The following is a 17,929-nucleotide window of genomic DNA, read 5'->3' on the forward strand; positions in this document are numbered from 1 at the left end:
GGGCCCTGAGCGGGCCCGGGACGGCACCCCTCAGGGCAGCAGCAGCTCCGGTACCCCGTCCGCGTCGGGCTTGTCCCGGTCGGCCGAGACCACCGTCAGCTGCTGCGTCGCGCGCGTCAGCGCCACGTACAGCACCCGCAGGCCCGCCGGGGACTCGTCCGCGATCTCCGCCGGGGAGACCACCACCGTGGCGTCGTACTCCAGGCCCTTGGCCTCCAGGCTGCCCAGCGCCACCGCCCGCTCGCCGAGGTCCGCGAGCCAGCCCGCGGCCTCCGCGCGCCGGTCCATCGCCACGACCACGCCGACCGTGCCGTCCACCTGCTCCAGCAGCCGCCTGGTCTCCTCCCGCACCGCGGTGCCGAGATCGCCGGCGGCGGCCGTGAAGCGGGGCTCCAGCCCCGTGGAGCGCACCGCCGACGGCGGCTCCATGCCGGGCATCGCCAGCCGCAGCACCCGGGAGGCGACCTCCGCGACCTCGGCCGGGTTGCGGTAGTTGACCGTGAGCGTGAAGCGCCGGCGCGGCCGGGAGCCCAGGGCCTCGTCGCGGGCCGCGGCGGCCTCCTCCGGGTCCGTCCAGGAGGACTGCGCCGGGTCGCCCACCACCGTCCAGGTGCCGTGCCGGCCCCGCCGGCCCACCATCCGCCACTGCATCGGCGTCAGGTCCTGGGCCTCGTCCACGATGACGTGCGCGTACTCGGTGCGCTCCGCCGAGAGCCGCTCGGCCCGCTCCCACTGGGTCTCCTCGCGGGTCGGCATCAGCTCCTCCAGCCCGCTGAGCTGGTCGAGCGGATCCATCTCCCGTCTGCGCTTGGGCCGCGCGGGCGCGCCCAGCAGCAGCTGGAGCTCGTCCAGCAGCGCCACGTCGTGCACCGACAGGGGGCCCTTGCCGTCCGGGCCCACCCGGCGCAGCGAGCGGGCCAGCTGGCGGGTCTCGCGCGGGTTGAGGTCCCGGCGCGACCAGCGGCCGAGGTGGCGCTCGTCGGCGAGCGCGGCGAGCACCGTCCGCGGGGTCAGCTCGGGCCACCAGGCGTCGAGGAAGCCGATGAAGGCGTCCTCGGTGGAGATGTCCTCGTCGAAGGCGGAGCGCAGCTCGGCGGCCAGCTCCGGGTCGCTGTGCCGGCCGGCGCCGCCGGACTTCGCGTAGAGGGCGTCGAGCAGCAGCTTGCGGGCGCGCGGGCGCAGCAGGTTGACCGGGGCGGTGCCGCTGAGCACGTTCTGCCGGATCCGGTTCAGCTCGTCGGCCTCCAGCTCCTGGCGGCGGCCGAAGGCCACCACGCGCAGCCGGTCGGGTGCGCCGCCGAGCTCCAGTGCACCGCGTACGGCCTTGCGGAGCACCTTGAGCATCCGGGAGGAGCCCTTGATGCGGGCCACGGCCGGGGAGTCGTAGGTGGTGGCCTCCGCGCCGTCGACGAGCGAGCCCAGGGCCCGGATGGCCACCTGGCCCTCCTCGCCGAGCGAAGGCAGCACGCCCTCGGTGTACGCGACGAGCAGCGGGGTCGGCGAGACGATCAGGATGCCGCCGGAGTAGCGGCGCCGGTCCTGGTAGAGCAGGTACGCGGCGCGGTGCAGGGCGACGGCGGTCTTGCCGGTGCCGGGGCCGCCCGCGACCTCGGCGACGGAGGCGGCGGGGGCCCGGATGACCAGGTCCTGCTCGGCCTGGATGGAGGAGACGATGTCGCGCATCGAGTGCGTGCGCGCCCGTCCGAGGGCGGCCATCAGGGCGCCGTCGCCGATGGCGGGGAGCTCCCGGCCGTCCTGGAAGGCGGTGACCTCGGGACGCATCAGGTCGTCCTCGACGCCCAGCACCTTGCGCCCCTTGGAGCGGATGACGCGGCGGCGCACGACCCGGCCGGGCTCCTTGGGCGTCGAGCGGTAGAACGGCGCGGCGGCCGGCGCGCGCCAGTCGATGACCAGCGGCGTGTAGTCGGAGTCCAGGACCCCGATGCGGCCGATGTGCAGCGTCTCGGCGATGTCGGCGGTGAGGTCCTCGCGGATCGCGTCGTCGGCGGGCTCGACGGAGGTGTACGCGCCGTCGGCGCCGCGCTCCCCGTCCTTGCCGAGCACCAGGTCGATGCGGCCGAAGAGGAAGTCCTCGAACTCGTTGTTCAGCCGGTTCAGGTGGATGCCCGCCCGGAAGACCTGCGCGTCGCGCTCGGCGAGCGCGCCGGGCGTACCCACCTGGCCGCGCTTGGCGGCGTCGTTCATCAGGAACTCGGCCTCGTGGATCTTCTCCTCGAGGCGTCGGTACACCTGGTCGAGATGCGTCTGCTCGACCGCGATCTCCCGATCGCGGACGGAATCCGCCGTGCTGTCGACAGCGGCATTCTGCGCGGCCACCAAGGCCCCCTTCTGACGTGCATGGGCGACCGTCAAAGGTACGCGAATCGGCCCCCTGTCCGCACGCCCGTTCCGGAACCGGTCTCGCAGGGTGGTACGCCCCTCACCGGGACCCTTGCCCCGCCCCGGCCGCCAGGGCCCGGCGGCGGTGCCGGGCCACGCGCTCCCGGTTCCCGCAGCGCTCGCTGGAGCACCAGCGGCGCCGGTGGCCCCGGGAGGTGTCCAGGTAGACGCGGGTGCAGCCGTCGCCCGCGCAGGCCCGCAGCAGCGCCCGGTCGCCGGGGTCGGTCAGCAGCTCGACGGCGTCGCGGGCGACGGCGGCGAGCAGCGCACCGCACTCCACGCCGCCGCACAGCTCCCGTACGAGGTGTCCTTCCCGGTCCCGTACGGCGCACAGGCCGGGGGGTGGTCCGGCGGCCAGCGCGTTGACCCGGGCGAGGGCGTTCTCGTCCGTGTCGGTGCCGAGCAACTCCGCCCGTACGAGGGTTTCCACGTCGGCGCGCAGGGACCGGAAGGCCGCGGCCCAGTCGGGCCCGACCCGGGCGAGCGGCGTCCGGTCGGGCACCAGGCCGGCGCCGGCGAGCCACAACCGCAGCTCGTCACCGTCCGGGATCCCCTCGTGGGGGGTGAAGGTGGCCACCAGATCCAGACAGACCCGCCCGGAATCGAACCGCATGCCGTCAGCCTCCCGTCGTGGGGTGCCGTACCAGATTGCCGCCCGGCGGGTCACAGCGGAAGCCCCCGAACCGGTGGGTCCGCCATCCCGCTCGCGCGAAGCCCCACGCTGCGCAATCCAGCCTCGCCGGCGTTTGAGCAGGGGGCACCTCCCAGCGGTAGCCGGGGGAGGGTCCGGGCGGAGCCCGGTGCCCGGCGGAGCCGGGTTTCCTGGGGCTCCGCCCCAGACCCCGCTCCTCAAACGCCGGAGGGGCTGAACATGGCCGGAGGGGCTAAGGGGTCGGAGGCTGGTCGTGGAGGAGGCGTTGGAAGAGGCGGTGGTCGCGCCAGGCGCCGTCGATGTGCAGGTAACGCGGCGCGAGGCCGAACGGCTCGAAGCCCGCCTTCGCCAGCACCCGCTGCGAGGCCAGGTTGTCGACCAGCGTGCCGGCCTCCACCCGGTGCAGGCCCAGCTCGTCGCGGGCGACCCGGCAGACCTCCTCCACGGCCGCGGTGGCCAGCCCCTTGCCGTGCCAGGCCCGGTCGACCCAGTACCCCAGACCGCCGCTGCACAGCGGCCCGTACGCGATCGAGCCGAGGTTGATCGCGCCGACGGGCGTACCCGTGGCCGTCTCGACGAACACGTACGGGACGATCCGCCCCGCGTCCCGCTCCGCGAGCACGCCCTCGAGCCGCTCCCGCTGGCCGTCCTCCGTGTAGAAGGCCTCCGGCCGGACCGGCTCGAAGCGGGCCATGAACGCCCGGTTCCGCGCGAACGCCTCGGCCAGCCCCGCCGCGTCGCCGAGCGCGGCGCCCCTCATCTCAACCCCGTCGATGATCATCCCGGCACGCTAGCCGAGGACACCCCTGGCCGTCACCGAATCCGCCGGGAGCTCCCCGTACTTGGCCTCCCCGCCCGCGTCCAGCGACAGCCGGTACCCCCGCTTGACCACCGTCTGGATCAGGTTCGGGGCCCCGAGGGCCACCCGGAGGCGGGCCATCGCCGTCTCCACGGCGTGCTCGTCGCGCCCCGCGCCCGGCAGCGCCCGCAGCAGTTCCGCGCGGGACACCACCCAGCCCGGCCGCCGGGCCAGCGCCCGCAGCAGGGCCATCCCGGCGGGCGGTACGGGCCGCAGCTGCGCGTCCACCAGGACCGCGTGCCCCCGGATCTCCACCCGGTGCCCGGCCACCGGCAGCACCCGGGCCCGGCCGGGCAGTTCCTGGCAGAGCAACTGCACCAGCGGGCCCAGCCGGAACCGCTCCGGCTGCACCGTGTCCACCCCGTGCGCCTGCAGCGGCAGCGCGGTCACCGGGCCGACGCACGCGGACAGCAGCCTGCCGCGCAGCGCGTCCAGCACGGCCTCCCGCAGCCCCCGCTCCTCGGCCCGGGACAGCAGCGAGGCGGCCGCCGGCGCCGAGGTGAAGCTGACGGCGTCCACTGCGCCGCCGATCATCGCGTCCAGCAGCCGGTCAAGCGGCCCGAGGTCCTCCGGCGCCATCCACCGGTACACCGGGACCACCACCACCTCGGCCCCGCCGGCCCGCAGCGCCTCGACGAAGCCGGGCAGCGGCTCCCCGTGCAGCTGGAGCGCGATCCGCCGTCCGTCCACCCCGTCCGTCAGCAGCCGCTGCAGTACCTCGGCGAGCGACTCGGAGTCCGGGGACCAGGTCTCCACGAGCCCGGCGGCCCGGATGGCGCCCTTCACCTTCGGTCCGCGCGCCAGCAGTTCGGCGGCGCGCAGCCGCTCCAGGAGTTCCTCGCCGACGCCCCATCCGTCGGCCGCCTCGATCCACCCCCGGAAGCCGATGGCGGTGGTGGCCACGACCACGTCCGGTGCGCAGCCGATCAGTTCCTTCGTCGCGGCCAGCAGCTCGCTGTCGTCGGCGAGCGGCACGATCCGCAGCGCCGGCGCGTGCAGCACCGCCGCCCCGCGGCGGCGCAGCAGTGCGATGAGCTCGTCCGCGCGCCGGGCGGCCGTGACCCCGACGGTGAAGCCCGCGAGCGGGCCGGTGTTCGTGTCGTCCATCGTGACCTGCCTAGTGACGCATGTGGGGGCGGTACGGGTGGACCGAGCCTGCCAACTCGTCGTGTCGGACTCGGTTCACCCGTATTTCACCGCGGTTACACCGACGTGAGCTGCGGTTTCGTCTCGACCCCGACCGTGTGGATCACCGGGGCCGCCGGGCGGCGAAGGTATACCGCCCAGGTGACCGCGCAGCACAGGGCGTAGAAGCCGAGGAAGGTGACGAAGGCCGCCGTTCCGGAGCCGGAGGTGCGGAACGCCTCCCGGAAGACCAGGTTGATGCCGAGTCCGCCGAGCGCGCCGACCGCGCCGATGAGTCCCATCGAGGCGCCGGAGAGCCGCCGCCCGTACGCGGCGGCGCTCTCGCCGCTCATGCCGCGCGCCAGTGCCTTCGCCTGGAAGATGCCCGGGATCATCTTGTACGTCGATCCGTTGCCGAGCCCGCTCAGTACGAACAGGGCCACGAACCCGACGAGGAAGACCGGCAGCGAGGACCTCTGCGAGGCGAACACCACCACGCCGGTGGCCGCCGCCATCGCCACGAACGTCCCCAGGGTGATCCGGGCCCCGCCGAACCGGTCCGCGAGCGCCCCGCCCACCGGCCGGATCAGCGAGCCGAGCAGCGGTCCCATGAAGGTCAGCGAGGCGGCCTGGAGCGGGGTGCGGCCGAACTGGGTCTGCAGCACCAGGCCGAAGGCGAAGCTGTAGCCGATGAAGGACCCGAACGTGCCGATGTAGAGGAACGCCATGATCCAGGTGTGCGCGTCCTTCAGTGCCTCGCGGACCGCGCCGGTGTCGTTGCGCACGGGCGCCAGGTTGTCCATCCGTACGGCCGCCAGGACGGCCGCGGTCACGATCAGCGGGATGTAGGCGGCCAGCAGGTACCGGGGGTGCGCGGCCCCGGCGGTCGCGATGACCAGCAGCCCGGCCAGCTGCACCACGGGCACGCCGATGTTGCCGCCGCCGGCGTTCAGGCCGAGCGCCCAGCCCTTCTTGCGCAGCGGGAAGAAGGCGTTGATGTTGGTCATCGAGGAGGCGAAGTTGCCGCCGCCGACGCCGGTGAGGGCCGCTACGACCAGGAAGGTCCCGTAGGAGGTCCCGGGCTCCATCACCACGATCGCGGCGACCGTCGGCGCGAGCAGCAGCAGTGCGCTGACGACGGTCCAGTTGCGGCCGCCGAAGCGGGCCACGGCGAAGGTGTACGGCACCCGTACGATCGCGCCCACGCAGGTCGCTGTCGCGATCAGGAAGAACTTCCCGGCGGGGTCGATCCCGTACGCCGGTCCCATGAAGAGGACCATCACGGACCAGAGCGACCAGATGGAGAAGCCGATGTGCTCGGAGAACACGGAGTAGACGAGGTTGCGGCGGGCGGTCCGCTCCCCGGTCTCCTTCCAGAAGGTCTCGTCCTCGGGGTCCCACCGCTCGATCCAGCGGCCCCCCTTGCGCGGTGCGGTCGTACCGGTCATCACACGCCTCCACAGCTCTCGCGTCCGTGGAACGACCGTAGGAACGGCGCGTTTCGGCCCCGGTCCCCGCCGGATGACCGCCGGGAAACCTTGCTCTCACCCGCCGCCGGGGGCACCTGTGAGCGCGGCCGGGCGCCAGCTCGCCGGGGGTACTTCCAGCCAGCCGCGTTCGCCGCCGAGCCCGGCCACGGCCCGGTGCAGCGCTTCGAGTCCGGGGTGGCTGAGCCCCTTGCGCCAGACCATGGACAGCGGGGAGAGCGGTACGGGGTCGACCAGCGGCCGCTTGACGGACCCGGGCAGGTCGACGAAGTCGACGGTCACCAGCACCGGATTGCGGGTCTTGGCCATGACCCGGCTGAACTCGTCCTTGCCGATGGCCACCGGCGCGGGCGGCGCCATCAGGATCCCCCGCCCGGCGAACAGCTCGCGCGCGAGTCCCGTCCACTCCAGCGTGCGCGGGTTCCCGGCGCCCGCGTAGACGGTCTCCCCGGCCAGCGCGTCCAGCGGTACGGCCGCCAGCCCGGCCAGCGGGTGCCCCTCGGGCAGCAGCACGGCGAGCGGCTCGTAGCGCACGGGCCGGTGCGCGATGCGCGAGCGCCATACCGGGTCCAGCCCGTCGGCGTACCCGAAGGAGACGTCGAGGCGCCCGGCGGCGATCTCGGCGGCGGCGTGGGTCAGCCCGCTCTCCCAGCGGGCCATCAGCTCGCAGTCCGGGGCCAGCTCCCGGGCCCGGTCCAGCACGGTGCGCGCCGTGCTCGGGCCGTCGGTGTTCAGATCGACGAGCAGGGGCCGGGGCGCGGCGAAGGCGGCGGCGACCGCCTCGTGCGCGGCCAGCACCCGCCGGGCGAGCGGCAGCAGCCGCTCCCCGTCGGGGGTCGGCTCGACGGCGCGGGTCGTACGGACGAACAGCACGGTGCCGAGGGCCTCTTCGAGCCGCCGTACGTCGCGGCTCAGCGCCTGCTGGGCGACGTAGAGGCGGGCGGCGGCTCGGGTGAAGTGCAGTTCCTCGGCGACCGCGACGAACCCGCGCAGCAGCCGGGGATCCACGTCACGGGGCATCATCCCCGGAGACTAACAACAGATCGGCGTGAATGGCTGACGGACAGGTGTTGGACGGTTCGCCCGGTCCGGGCCGAGGGTGGTGGTCATGCCCCTCATGGCCGTCACCGGCAGCACGCTCGTCCTCGCCGCCCCGCCCGCCTCGCCCGTCCCGCCCGTCCCGCCGATCCCCGCCCGCACTCCCCCGCGCCCGGCGCGCCCGGCGGGTCCGCTGGACCCCTACCGGCGCCTGTTCGCGCTGCCCGGCACCCGCGGCTTCACCGCCGGGAACCTCCTCGCCCGCCTCCCCATGGGCATGTTCGGGGTCAGCGCGGTCATGATGATCGCCGGCCAGCGCGGCTCGTACGCCCTCGCCGGCGCGGTCACGGCGACCGGCCTGGCCGCCACCGCGCTGGTCGGGCCGTGGACCGCCCGGCTGATCGACCGGCACGGGCAGGCCCGGATCGCCGTCCCGGCCACCCTGATCGCGTTCCTCGGCTCGCTGTCCCTGGTCGTGTGCGTCCGTACCGGGGCACCGGCCTGGACCCTCTTCGCCTCGTACGCCGCGACCGCCACCACCCCCAACATCGGGGGCATGTCCCGCGCCCGCTGGACGCACCTGCTGCGCGGCGACTCGAAGGCGCACCACACCGCAATGTCCTTCGAACAGGCCGCCGACGAGCTCTGCTTCATGCTCGGCCCGGTCCTGGCGGCCTTCCTCTGCTCGGTCGTCCTCCCCGAGGCCGGCACCCTCACCGCGGCCGCCCTGCTGCTGACCGGCATGCTGGTCTTCACCTCCTGCCGCGCCACCCAGCCCCCGGTGAAGGCGGGTCCGCGCCACGGCTCACCGCTGCGCGCCCTCGGCCCGCTGCTGCCCCTCTTCCTCGCCACGGGCGTGGTCTTCGGCTCGATGGAGATCGCCTCGATCGCGCACCTCTCCGCCCTGGGGCTGGGCGCCGCCTCCGGCCCGGTGCTGGCCCTCCAGGCGGCGGGCTCCTGTGCGGCCGGCCTGCTCTACGGCACGATGCGCCCGCGCGGCCTGCGCACCTGCCTGGTCGCCATGGCCGCCGCGATGGCCCTGCCCTGGCTCGCGGCGAGCACGGGCTCGCTCGTCCCGCTGGCCTGCGCGCTGCTGCTGGCGGGCATGGCCACGGCTCCGACGATGGTGACGTCGATGTCCCGGGTCCACGCGCTCATCCCGGAGGGCCGCCTCAACGAGGGCATGACCCTCGCGGTCACCGCCATCTTCGCGGGCATCTCCCTGGGCGCGGCCACGGCCGGCACCCTGGTCGACCGCCTAGGCCCGGCGACCGCCTACGCCCTCCCGGCCGCGGCGGCCGTTCTCGCGCTCGCGGCCACGAAAGTCGTACCGGTTTCCAGTACCAGAGACGTACCATAAACTCGTACGAGTACGACCCGGAGAGAGGAGCGCACCATGTCCATAAGCGCCAGCGAAGCCAGGGCGACCCTGTTCCCGCTGATCGAGCGCGTGAACACCGACCACGCCCCGGTGCGCATCACCTCCAAGAGCGGTGACGCGGTCCTCATGTCCGCCGACGACTACGACTCCTGGCAGGAGACCGTGTACCTCCTGCGCTCCCCCGCCAACGCCCAGCGATTGATGGAGGCCGTCGCGCGTGACCGCGAGGGTGCTTCCACCGTGGTCAGGACGCTGGACGAGCTGAGGGAGTTGGCCGGGGGCGAGGAGTGAGGAGCGTCCACTTCGACCCGGCCGCCTGGGAGGACTTCCTGTTCTGGCTCTCGTCGGACCGGAAGATGGCCCGACGGATCACCCGCCTGATCGGCGAGATCCAGCGGGACCCCTTCACCGGCATCGGCAAGCCCGAGCCGCTGAAGGGCGAGTTGACGGGCTACTGGTCCCGCCGCATCGACGACGAGCACCGCCTCGTGTACCGGGCCGACGACAAGGAAGTGAAGGTCCTCAAGGCGCGCTACCACTACTGACGCATGACGAAGGCCCCGCAGCCGAGAGGCTGCGGGGCCTTTGCCCACATGGGATGAGTGGAGATGGCGGGAATCGAACCCGCGTCCAACGGTGCAGAAGCAGGGCTTCTCCGAGCGCAGTCCGCTGCGCTTTTCTCGGCCCCGGAGATCACACGGACAAGTCTCCGACGGGCTCAGTCACTGTTTGGTTTCCCTCCAACCCCCGTGACCGGGGCTAGAGGTTTAGATCCCTAATTGACGCCAGGATCCGGACCGGGACCACTTCCGGGCTGACGCTCCTCACAGAGGCTTCAGCTCACTGTTATTAGGCAGCGAGGGTGAAGCGGGAGTTATCGCTCTTGGAGTTGGCGATTATTTTTTGCGACATGTGGTTAGCGAGATCATTGCCGCTTCCTCGGCTCGCTTCCCCTGCATCGACATCCGCTGTCGAAACCGATCATCCCCATGTTTTTTTAACAAGCTGCTCCACCCCGAGGGGCGGTGCTGACGCCATGGTACGCGAAGTGGACCACGGGATGCCAGGAGATTACAGCTGACCACGCTCCTTGCGCTTCACGGCCGAGATCACCCGGTTCGTCTCGCGCGTGTCCTGCTTCTCACGCAGGGCCTGGCGCTTGTCGTACTCCTTCTTGCCCTTCGCCAGCGCGATCTCGACCTTCGCCCGGCCGTCCTTGAAGTACAGCGAGAGCGGCACGATCGTGTTGCCCGTCTCGCCGGTCTTCGAGTCCAGCTTGTCGATCTCCTCGCGGTGCAGGAGGAGCTTGCGCTTGCGGCGGGCGCTGTGGTTGGTCCAGGTGCCCTGGCTGTACTCCGGTACGTGCACGTTGTAGAGCCAGGCCTCGCCGCTCTCCACCGACACGAAGCCGTCCACCAGCGAGGCACGGCCCTGGCGCAGGGACTTGACCTCGGTACCCGTGAGCACGAGACCGCACTCGTAGGTGTCGATGATCGTGTAGTCGTGCCGCGCCTTCTTGTTCTGGGCGATCAGCTTGCGCCCTTTTTCCTTAGCCATAGTGCGGTCATTTTCGCACTACGGACCCACCCCGAGGCCACCCAATACCGTGACGGCCCGCTCCTCGACCGCCTCGCCCGCCGGCACGTCCGGGGTGATGCCGGCGCCGTCCAGACTGCGGCCCGCCGGCGTGCGGTACGTGCCCACCGTCAGCTCGGCCACCGAACCGTCCGGGAGCTCGGTCGGCATCTGGACCGAGCCCTTGCCGAAGGTCCGGCTGCCCACCGCCACCGCCCGGCCCCGGTCCTGCAGGGCACCCGTCACGAGTTCGGCCGCGCTCATCGTGCCGCCGTCGACCAGGGTCACGAGCGGCCGGGTGGTGTCCCCGCCCTCGGCCGCGTACAGGACCCGCTGGTCGCCCCGTACGTCGTAGGTGGCCACGAGCCCGCCGTCGAGGAAGGCGGAGGCGGCGGTGACCGCCTCGGTGACCAGCCCGCCCGGGTTGCCGCGCAGGTCGAGCACGACCCCCTTGCCCGGCGGGGCCGCGCGGACGGCGGCCTTGACGCGATCGCCAGAACCGCGGGTGAAGGAGGCGACCTTGATGACCGTGACCCCGTCCGGGCGCTGCCGTACGGTCACCGGCTCGGTACGCAGCTGCTCGCGGCGCACGGTCTCGGTGAGGTCGGCGCCGTCCCGGCTCAGGTTCAGCACGACGGGGGTGCCGGCATCGCCGCGCAGCAGGGCGACCACGTCGGTCACGGCGAGGCCCGTCACGGCGTGCCCGTCGACGCTCAGCAGCCGGTCCCCGGCGCGCACTCCGGCCCGGGCGGCGGGACTGCCGGGCTGGACCCGGTCGACCTTGATCACACCGTCGGTGGCCCGCCCGGCCCATACCCCGACGCCGGTCCAGCGGCCGTCGAGGCCCTCGGCGAAGGCGGCGTACTCACCCTGGTCGTAGACGGTGCCCCAGCGGTCGCCGCTGCGGCTGACGACCTCCTGGGCCGCCTTCTTCCCGGACTTCCCCTCGGCGACGGCCTCGGCGACGGCGCGGGCGACGGCCTCCCGGTCGGCGGTGCCCGTCCCGCGCGGGGTCTCGGTCGCGGAGGCGCCGGTCAGGGCCGCAGCAGCCGTGGCGCCGTCCTCGTGCTCCCAGCATCCGGTTAAGGCACCGGTGGCGACGGCGGCGAGGAAGGCCAACGTCAAAACGGCCCCGCGACGCAGGTCGCGGGGCCGGAGACAGAGAGCGGGCAGTCCCGGCATGGCGCCGAGTCTAGGACAAGCCCCGCTCCGGTACGGATGGTTGACCGGACCGCTCGCGGGGCGCTTGTCACACCTTCAGGTACTTGCGCAGAGCGATGAAGGCGGCCATGGAGGGCATCAGGAGGCCGATGAAGAGTACGTACGGGAGCTTGGCCAGCACCGATCCCCAGCCCATGAAGTCGATGAGCTGGATCTTGTCCCGCAGGCCGACGCCGTGGTCGATCACGAAGTACTGGCCGGAGACGAGCATGCCGCAGGCGAAGAGCGCGCCGATGAGGCCGGCGACGGCCGCCTCCATGATGAAGGGGACCTGGATGTAGAAGCTGGACGCACCCACCAGCCGCATGATCCCCGTCTCACGCCGTCGGCTGAAGGCCGAGACGCGCACGGTGTTGACGATCAGCAGCAGCGCCACGATCAGCATGATCAGCATGATGGCGAGCGCCGCGATGTTCAGGTAGTTGAGGATCCGGAAGAGGTCGTCGATGGCCTGGCGCTGGTCGTCGACGGTGTGGATGCCGTCGCGGCCGACGAAGGCGGAGGTGACGACCTTGTACTTCTCCGGGTCCTTCAGCTTGACCCGGAAGGACTCCTGCATCTGGTCCGGGGTGATGGAGGAGGCGAGCGCCGTGTTCCCGAACCGCTCCTGGTAGTGCTTGTACGCCTCGTCCGCCGACTCGTAGGCGACGGACTTCACCAGGGACATCTTCTTGAGTTCGGACTCGATCTGCTTCTTCTGCTCGTCCGTCACCGCACCCTTGGCGCAGGTGGTGACGCCCGTGGAGGCCGCAGGCGAACCGTCGGCCTTCTTGGCGGCCGCCTCGCTCGCCTCCACGGCGTCCTGCTTGTTGCAGAGGTAGATCGAGACGTTGGCCTTGTCGTACCAGTAGCCCTTCATCTTGCTCACCTGCTCGCTCATGAGCATGGAGCCGCCGAACAGGGCCAGGGAGAGGCCCACCGAGATGATGACCGCGAAGGTCATGGTGAGATTGCGACGGAGACCGACGCCGATCTCCGACATGACGAACTGGGCGCGCATTGCGTCTCAGGGACCTTTCAGTGCTGGTAGCCGTAGACGCCGCGCGACTGGTCGCGCACGAGTCGGCCCTGTTCGAGTTCGATGACGCGCTTGCGCATCTGGTCGACGATCTGCTGGTCGTGGGTGGCCATGATCACGGTGGTGCCGGTCCGGTTGATCCGGTCCAGCAGCTTCATGATCCCGACCGAGGTCTGCGGGTCGAGGTTGCCGGTGGGCTCGTCCGCGATCAGCAGGGCGGGGCGGTTGACGAAGGCGCGGGCGATGGCCACGCGCTGCTGCTCACCGCCGGAGAGCTCGCCGGGCATCCGTTCCTCCTTCCCGCCCAGACCCACGAGTTCGAGGACCTGCGGGACGGCCTTGCGGATCTCGCCCCGCGGCTTGCCGATGACTTCCTGGGCGAAGGCCACGTTCTCGGCCACCGTCTTGTTGGGGAGCAGGCGGAAGTCCTGGAAGACGGTCCCCAGCTGGCGCCGCATCTGCGGAACCTTCCAGTTGGAGAGCTTGGCGAGGTCCTTGCCCAGGACGTGCACCTGGCCGTGGCTCGCCCGCTCCTCGCGCAGGATGAGCCGCAGGAAGGTGGACTTGCCGGAGCCGGAGGAGCCGACGAGGAAGACGAACTCGCCCTTCGCGATGTCGAGGGAGACTTCCCTGAGTGCGGGACGGCTCTGCTTCGGGTAGGACTTGGAGACACTGTCGAATCGGATCACGGGTGCACCACGGTCGCCGGGAGTAGGTGTGCGTGACCATACGCGAACGGGCGCGAGGTGTGGACCCGGCCTCCGGACTTGCCCGTTTTATCCCGGCGTGCGGGCGCTCAGGACCGTGATTGCCCGGACGGGCCGCGCCGAATGTCGGCGAAGCTGGCACAGTGGTAGGGGGAACGCTCCGGTTCCCCACGCCGTTAAAGGCAGCAGAAGACGAGGGGACGAGAGGAGGAGCGCATGACATATGACCGGCTCGTGTGCGCGAACTGCGCCGCACCCGTCAGCCAGGGCCGCTGCCCGGTGTGCCGGGCGAACCGGGAGCGCCTCCAGCAGGAGGGCCCCTTCTCCGGCCTGAACCCCGTGACGCTCATCGTGCTCATGGTGGTCCTCGTGACAGCTCTGGTCCTGGTGGCCCAGCACACCGCCTAGACCGCCCGGCCGTGGTGCCCGCAGCAGGCCCGTGCCACGTACCGATCACACACGCGAGAACACGCGAGAAGGGCCCGGACACCTGGTGTCCGGGCCCTTCCGCTCGTACGCGCCGTACGCGCGGCCACCGAGGGTTACGCGGTCTGCTCCTGCTGCTTGCGCCAGCGGATCCCGGCCTCCAGGAAGCCGTCGATCTCGCCGTCGAGCACCGCCTGCGGGTTGCCGACCTCGAACTCCGTCCGCAGGTCCTTGACCATCTGGTACGGGTGCAGGACGTAGGACCGCATCTGGTTGCCCCAGGAGCTGCCGCCGTCCTTGAGGGCGTCCATCCTGTCCTTCTCCTCCTGGCGGCGCCGCTCCAGCAGCTTGGCCTGGAGGACGTTCATGGCGCTCGCCCTGTTCTGGATCTGCGAGCGCTCGTTCTGGCAGGAGACCACGATGCCGGTCGGGAGGTGCGTGATGCGGACCGCGGAGTCGGTGGTGTTGACGCCCTGGCCGCCGGGGCCGGAGGCGCGGTACACGTCGACGCGCAGCTCGGCCTCGTCGATCTCGACGTGGTCGCTGGTCTCCACGACCGGGAGCACCTCGACGCCCGCGAAGGAGGTCTGGCGGCGGCCCTGGTTGTCGAAGGGCGAGATGCGCACGAGGCGGTGGGTGCCCTGCTCGACGGAGAGCGTTCCGTAGGCGTACGGGGCCTTCACGACGAAGGTGGTCGACTTGATGCCGGCCTCTTCCGCGTACGAGGTCTCGTAGATCTCGGTCGAGTAGCCGTGCCGCTCGGCCCAGCGCAGGTACATGCGCTGGAGGCGCTCGGCGAAGTCGGAGGCGTCGACGCCGCCGGCCTCGGCGCGGATGTTGACCAGGGCCTCGCGCTCGGCGTACTCGCCGGAGAGCAGGGTCCGGACCTCCATCTCGTCCAGCGCCTTGCGGACGGAGATCAGCTCGGCCTCGGCCTCGGCCAGGGTGTCCGCGTCGTCCATTTCCTGGGCGAGGTCGAAGAGCACCCCGAGGTCGTCGATGCGCCCCCGCAGCGTCTCGGCCTTGCGGACCTCCGCCTGGAGGTGCGAAAGCTTGCTCGTGATCTTCTGGGCGGCCTCCGGGTCGTCCCACAGGGACGGCGCAGCGGCCTGCTCCTCGAGCACGGCGATATCTGCCCTCAGCTTGTCGAGGTCCAGGACGGCCTCGATCGACCCCATGGTCGAGGAGAGGGACTTCAGCTCTTCGGAAACATCGACGACTGCCACGGGTCCAGCGTAGCCGGTCCCCGGACAACGCCGTCCGGGCAGGCCGAATCACCCGTTCTGATGACGGATCGCACGGGCGTACCCTCTCGGTATGACCGTTCACCTCGTCAAGCGCCGCCATGTCGACCACATGCGTGTCACGACGACGAGCTGTCCGCCGCCGGACCGAGCCCAAGCCTGATCCACCACGATCCGACTTGGTCCTGTACGCGGCTCCCGCGGTCCCGGCACCATCCCTGTCGGAGACCCGCCCCCCGCCCGCGGCCCCCACCACCTCTGGGGAACAGGACCCCGTGACATCCGAAACGGAGCCGTCATGCCGTCCGCGCACACTCTCCCCGTCCTGGACCTCTCCCAGGCCGACGACCCGGCCCAGCGGGCCGATTTCCTGAAGAAGCTGCACGCAGCCGCCAGGGACACCGGTTTCCTGCACCTGACCGGGCACGGCGTCACCGCCGCCGAGAGCGCCCGCATCCTCGAACTGACCAAGGCCTTCTTCGCCCTCCCGGAAGCCGACCGGCTCGCCGTCAGCAATCTGAACTCCCCCCACTTCCGCGGCTACACCCGGATCGGCCACGAGCTGACCGGTGGCGCCTCCGACTGGCGGGACCAGCTGGACGTCGGCGCGGAGCGCCCGGCCCCGGTCGTGGGGCCGGACGACCCGGCGTTCCTGTGGCTGGAGGGCCCGAACCAGTGGCCCGCCGCCCTCCCGGAGCTCCGTACGGTGGTCCTGGACTGGCAGACCCGGCTCGCGGCGGTCGCCCACCGCCTGCTGCAGGAGCTCCTCGTGGCGATCGGCGCCCCGGCGGACTTCTTCGACGAGGCCTTCGCGGACCGCCCGCACCTGCACACCAAGCTGATCCGCTACCCGGGATCGGCCCCCTCCGGCGCCGACCAGGGGGTCGGCGCGCACAAGGACTACGGCTTCCTGACGCTGCTGCTGCAGGACTCGGTGGGCGGCCTCCAGGTGGTCCGGGACGGCGGCTACGTGGACGTACCGCCGATGCCGGGCGCCTTCGTGGTGAACCTGGGCGAGCTGCTGGAGATCGCGACCGAGGGCTACCTGACGGCGACGGACCACCGGGTGGTCAGCCCGCCCGGCGCGGTGGAGCGGTACTCGGTGCCGTTCTTCTACAACCCGCGGCTGGACGCGGTGATCGAGACCGTCCCGGGCGACTACCTGCGTTCCGCGCCCGGTGTCGCGCACGACGAGTCGAACCCGCTGCACGCCGAGTACGGCCTCAACGAACTGAAGGGCTGGGTCCGCGCCCACCCCGCGGTGGCGCGGCGCTGGCACCCGGAACTGGCCTCGGTGTAGCCCCCGGGCTCCGCCCGGACCCGGTCCTCAAACGCCGGACGGGCTGAAATTCAGCCCCGCCGGCGATTGAGGCGCGGGGGGGGCGGAGCCGCCGACCGCGGCGCCGCACCGGGCGGCTACCGCTTCGCGGGGACCGAGTGCTTGCTGTCCTGCGGGGGCGGGGCGTCGTCGCCCGAGACGGCCAGCCACGTGCCCAGACCGATCGCCGCGGCCAGGGCCAGGGCCGATGCCGACAGGACCAGCCGGCGCTTGCGGGCCGCCTCCGCCCGGTGCCGGGCGGAGCCGGGACGGTGGCCGCCCGCGGGGCGCGGGACCCGGGCGGTGCCCAGCGCCCCGCCCGCCAGCTCGTCCGGCCCCGGCACCCGCATCGAGGTGTGTGTGTCCCGGTTGGAGTCGGTCGCCGAGCCCGGCACCAGCGGGACCACGCCCCGCCGCCGGACGGGGTCGGCCGCCGGTTCCTCGGAGGGCTCGGGTTCCGGATCCGCGTCGTCCGGCTCGTCCACGTCCAGCGGCGGCATCCCGGCCAGCATCGGCAGCAGGTCCCGCAGCCGGACCGACAGCTCCGAGGCCCGCAGCCGCGAGGCCGGGGCCTTGGCCAGGCACTGCACCATGAGCTGCCACAGCTCGTCGGGGATCCCCGGCAGCGGGACCACCGTCTCCGTCACGTGCCGCCGCAGGACCGCGCCCGGGTGGCCCCCGCCGAAGGGGGTGAATCCGGCCAGCAGCTCGTACAGGACCGTGGCCAGGGCGTAGATGTCCACCGCGGCCCGCGGGGGCAGGCCCTCGACGATCTCCGGCGCCAGGTAGTCCGGGGTGCCGATGATCCGGGTCGTCGGGGCCGAGGCCCGGCCCGTGGAGGCCCGCCGCGGGGAGTCGATCAGCTTGGCCACGCCGAAGTCGGTCAGCAGCGCCGGGTGCGAGCCGCCGGGGCCGAGCCGGCCCTGCATGTCCAGCAGGACGTTCTCCGGCTTCACGTCCCGGTGGACGACCCCCGCCGCGTGCGCCGCGGCCAGCGCGTCGGCGACGTCCGCGACGATCGCGACGGCCGCCTCGGGGGCGAGCCGCCGTTCGCGGTCGAGGCGCGTGCGCAGGTCCGTACCGCGGACGAGGTCCATGACGAGGGCGAGGTCGTTGCCGTCCACGACGAGGTCGCGGACGGACACGACGTGCGGATGCTCCAGGCCGAGCAGCGCGCTGCGCTCCTGGACGAACCGTCCGACGAGTTCCTGGTCGGACGCGAGGTCCTCGCGCAGCAGTTTGACGGCGACGGGCCCGTCAGGCCCCTCGCCCAGCCACACCGTGCCCGCGCTGCCGCGCCCCAGGATCTGGTGCGCGGTGTACCGGCTGCCGATCTTCCGTGCCACGACTGCTCCCTCAGCGGCTGGCGTACGCACCAAAGCTACGCGGCCGGGTGGGCATTGGAGGCCAGCAGGGGTCCGGATTCGCGGCGACCTTCACTTCTGCGAGCGAAATCATGTCCCAGAAGTCGACAAATC

The 17,929-nt window shown here is 72.1% G+C and carries 17 protein-coding genes and 1 other RNA gene; 5 read left to right on the forward strand and 13 right to left on the reverse strand.

Translation table 11 applies throughout. The features are described from left to right. Positions 1–30: 30 nt before the first annotated feature. The 6 genes from JYK04_RS17635 to JYK04_RS17660 all read right to left on the reverse strand — a co-directional run bounded on the left by JYK04_RS17635 (position 31) and on the right by JYK04_RS17660 (position 7,546). Positions 31–2,337, reverse strand: coding sequence for a HelD family protein (locus JYK04_RS17635; protein ID WP_189747298.1), 2,307 nt, complete (start codon positions 2,335–2,337; stop codon positions 31–33). A 103-nt stretch (positions 2,338–2,440) separates the two neighbouring features. Beyond that, positions 2,441–3,013 (reverse strand): CGNR zinc finger domain-containing protein, encoded by a 573-nt coding sequence (locus JYK04_RS17640; protein ID WP_189747300.1) that lies wholly within the window; start codon positions 3,011–3,013, stop codon positions 2,441–2,443. Between the two features lie 271 nt (positions 3,014–3,284). Then, positions 3,285–3,833 carry a GNAT family N-acetyltransferase gene (locus JYK04_RS17645; protein ID WP_189747302.1) on the reverse strand — a complete coding sequence of 183 codons (549 nt, stop codon included), beginning with the start codon at positions 3,831–3,833 and terminating at the stop codon, positions 3,285–3,287. A gap of 9 nt (positions 3,834–3,842) precedes the next feature. Then, a complete protein-coding gene (locus JYK04_RS17650) occupies positions 3,843–5,018 on the reverse strand; it encodes a uroporphyrinogen-III synthase (RefSeq protein WP_189747304.1) in 1,176 nt (391 codons plus the stop codon). A gap of 95 nt (positions 5,019–5,113) precedes the next feature. Next, on the reverse strand, positions 5,114–6,484 hold the full coding sequence (locus JYK04_RS17655) for a nitrate/nitrite transporter (protein WP_189747306.1): 1,371 nt from the start codon (positions 6,482–6,484) through the stop codon (positions 5,114–5,116). A 96-nt stretch (positions 6,485–6,580) separates the two neighbouring features. After that, positions 6,581–7,546, reverse strand: coding sequence for a LysR family transcriptional regulator (locus JYK04_RS17660; protein WP_189747308.1), 966 nt, complete (start codon positions 7,544–7,546; stop codon positions 6,581–6,583). A gap of 94 nt (positions 7,547–7,640) precedes the next feature. On the opposite strand from JYK04_RS17660, the gene JYK04_RS17665 reads away from it, so the two are divergent. From JYK04_RS17665 to JYK04_RS17675, 3 genes are read left to right on the forward strand one after another with little or no spacing between them, the layout of a single operon-like run. Next, positions 7,641–8,921, forward strand: a complete 1,281-nt coding sequence (locus JYK04_RS17665) for an MFS transporter (protein WP_189747383.1) — start codon at positions 7,641–7,643, stop codon at positions 8,919–8,921. Positions 8,922–8,957: 36 nt separating this feature from the next. Continuing rightward, positions 8,958–9,233 (forward strand): type II toxin-antitoxin system Phd/YefM family antitoxin, encoded by a 276-nt coding sequence (locus JYK04_RS17670; protein WP_030010371.1) that lies wholly within the window; start codon positions 8,958–8,960, stop codon positions 9,231–9,233. Further along, entirely contained in the window at positions 9,230–9,487 is a 258-nt protein-coding gene (locus JYK04_RS17675; RefSeq protein ID WP_081523370.1) for a Txe/YoeB family addiction module toxin, read from the forward strand. Before JYK04_RS17670 ends, JYK04_RS17675 begins: the two co-directional genes overlap by 4 nt. A gap of 55 nt (positions 9,488–9,542) precedes the next feature. Here JYK04_RS17675 and ssrA read toward each other — a convergent pair. The 5 genes from ssrA to ftsE form a co-directional block, all read right to left on the reverse strand. Further along, positions 9,543–9,931, reverse strand: a transfer-messenger RNA (tmRNA) gene (ssrA, locus tag JYK04_RS17680). A gap of 82 nt (positions 9,932–10,013) precedes the next feature. After that, positions 10,014–10,499, reverse strand: coding sequence for an SsrA-binding protein SmpB (gene smpB / locus JYK04_RS17685; RefSeq protein WP_030161337.1), 486 nt, complete (start codon positions 10,497–10,499; stop codon positions 10,014–10,016). Positions 10,500–10,517: 18 nt separating this feature from the next. Further along, entirely contained in the window at positions 10,518–11,699 is a 1,182-nt protein-coding gene (locus tag JYK04_RS17690; RefSeq protein WP_189747310.1) for a S41 family peptidase, read from the reverse strand. 67 nt (positions 11,700–11,766) lie between these two features. Further along, on the reverse strand, positions 11,767–12,738 hold the full coding sequence (gene ftsX / locus JYK04_RS17695; protein WP_189747312.1) for a permease-like cell division protein FtsX: 972 nt from the start codon (positions 12,736–12,738) through the stop codon (positions 11,767–11,769). Between the two features lie 17 nt (positions 12,739–12,755). Further along, a complete protein-coding gene (gene ftsE, locus JYK04_RS17700) occupies positions 12,756–13,445 on the reverse strand; it encodes a cell division ATP-binding protein FtsE (RefSeq protein ID WP_030011324.1) in 690 nt (229 codons plus the stop codon). 234 nt (positions 13,446–13,679) lie between these two features. On the opposite strand from ftsE, the gene JYK04_RS17705 reads away from it, so the two are divergent. Beyond that, positions 13,680–13,871: a hypothetical protein gene (locus JYK04_RS17705; protein WP_030011325.1), complete on the forward strand. Its 192-nt coding sequence runs from the start codon at positions 13,680–13,682 to the stop codon at positions 13,869–13,871. Between the two features lie 134 nt (positions 13,872–14,005). Here JYK04_RS17705 and prfB read toward each other — a convergent pair whose 3' ends face one another. Then, positions 14,006–15,115, reverse strand: a complete 1,110-nt coding sequence (gene prfB, locus JYK04_RS17710; protein ID WP_189747314.1) for a peptide chain release factor 2 — start codon at positions 15,113–15,115, stop codon at positions 14,006–14,008. Positions 15,116–15,431: 316 nt separating this feature from the next. Between prfB and JYK04_RS17715 the strand changes: the two genes are divergently transcribed. After that, a complete protein-coding gene (locus JYK04_RS17715) occupies positions 15,432–16,433 on the forward strand; it encodes an isopenicillin N synthase family dioxygenase (protein WP_189747316.1) in 1,002 nt (333 codons plus the stop codon). A 116-nt stretch (positions 16,434–16,549) separates the two neighbouring features. Here JYK04_RS17715 and JYK04_RS17720 read toward each other — a convergent pair whose 3' ends face one another. Then, a complete protein-coding gene (locus JYK04_RS17720) occupies positions 16,550–17,797 on the reverse strand; it encodes a serine/threonine-protein kinase (protein WP_189747318.1) in 1,248 nt (415 codons plus the stop codon). Positions 17,798–17,929: the final 132 nt, after the last annotated feature.

Origin of the sequence: Streptomyces nojiriensis, assembly GCF_017639205.1 — a bacterium.
Lineage (GTDB): Bacteria > Actinomycetota > Actinomycetes > Streptomycetales > Streptomycetaceae > Streptomyces > Streptomyces nojiriensis.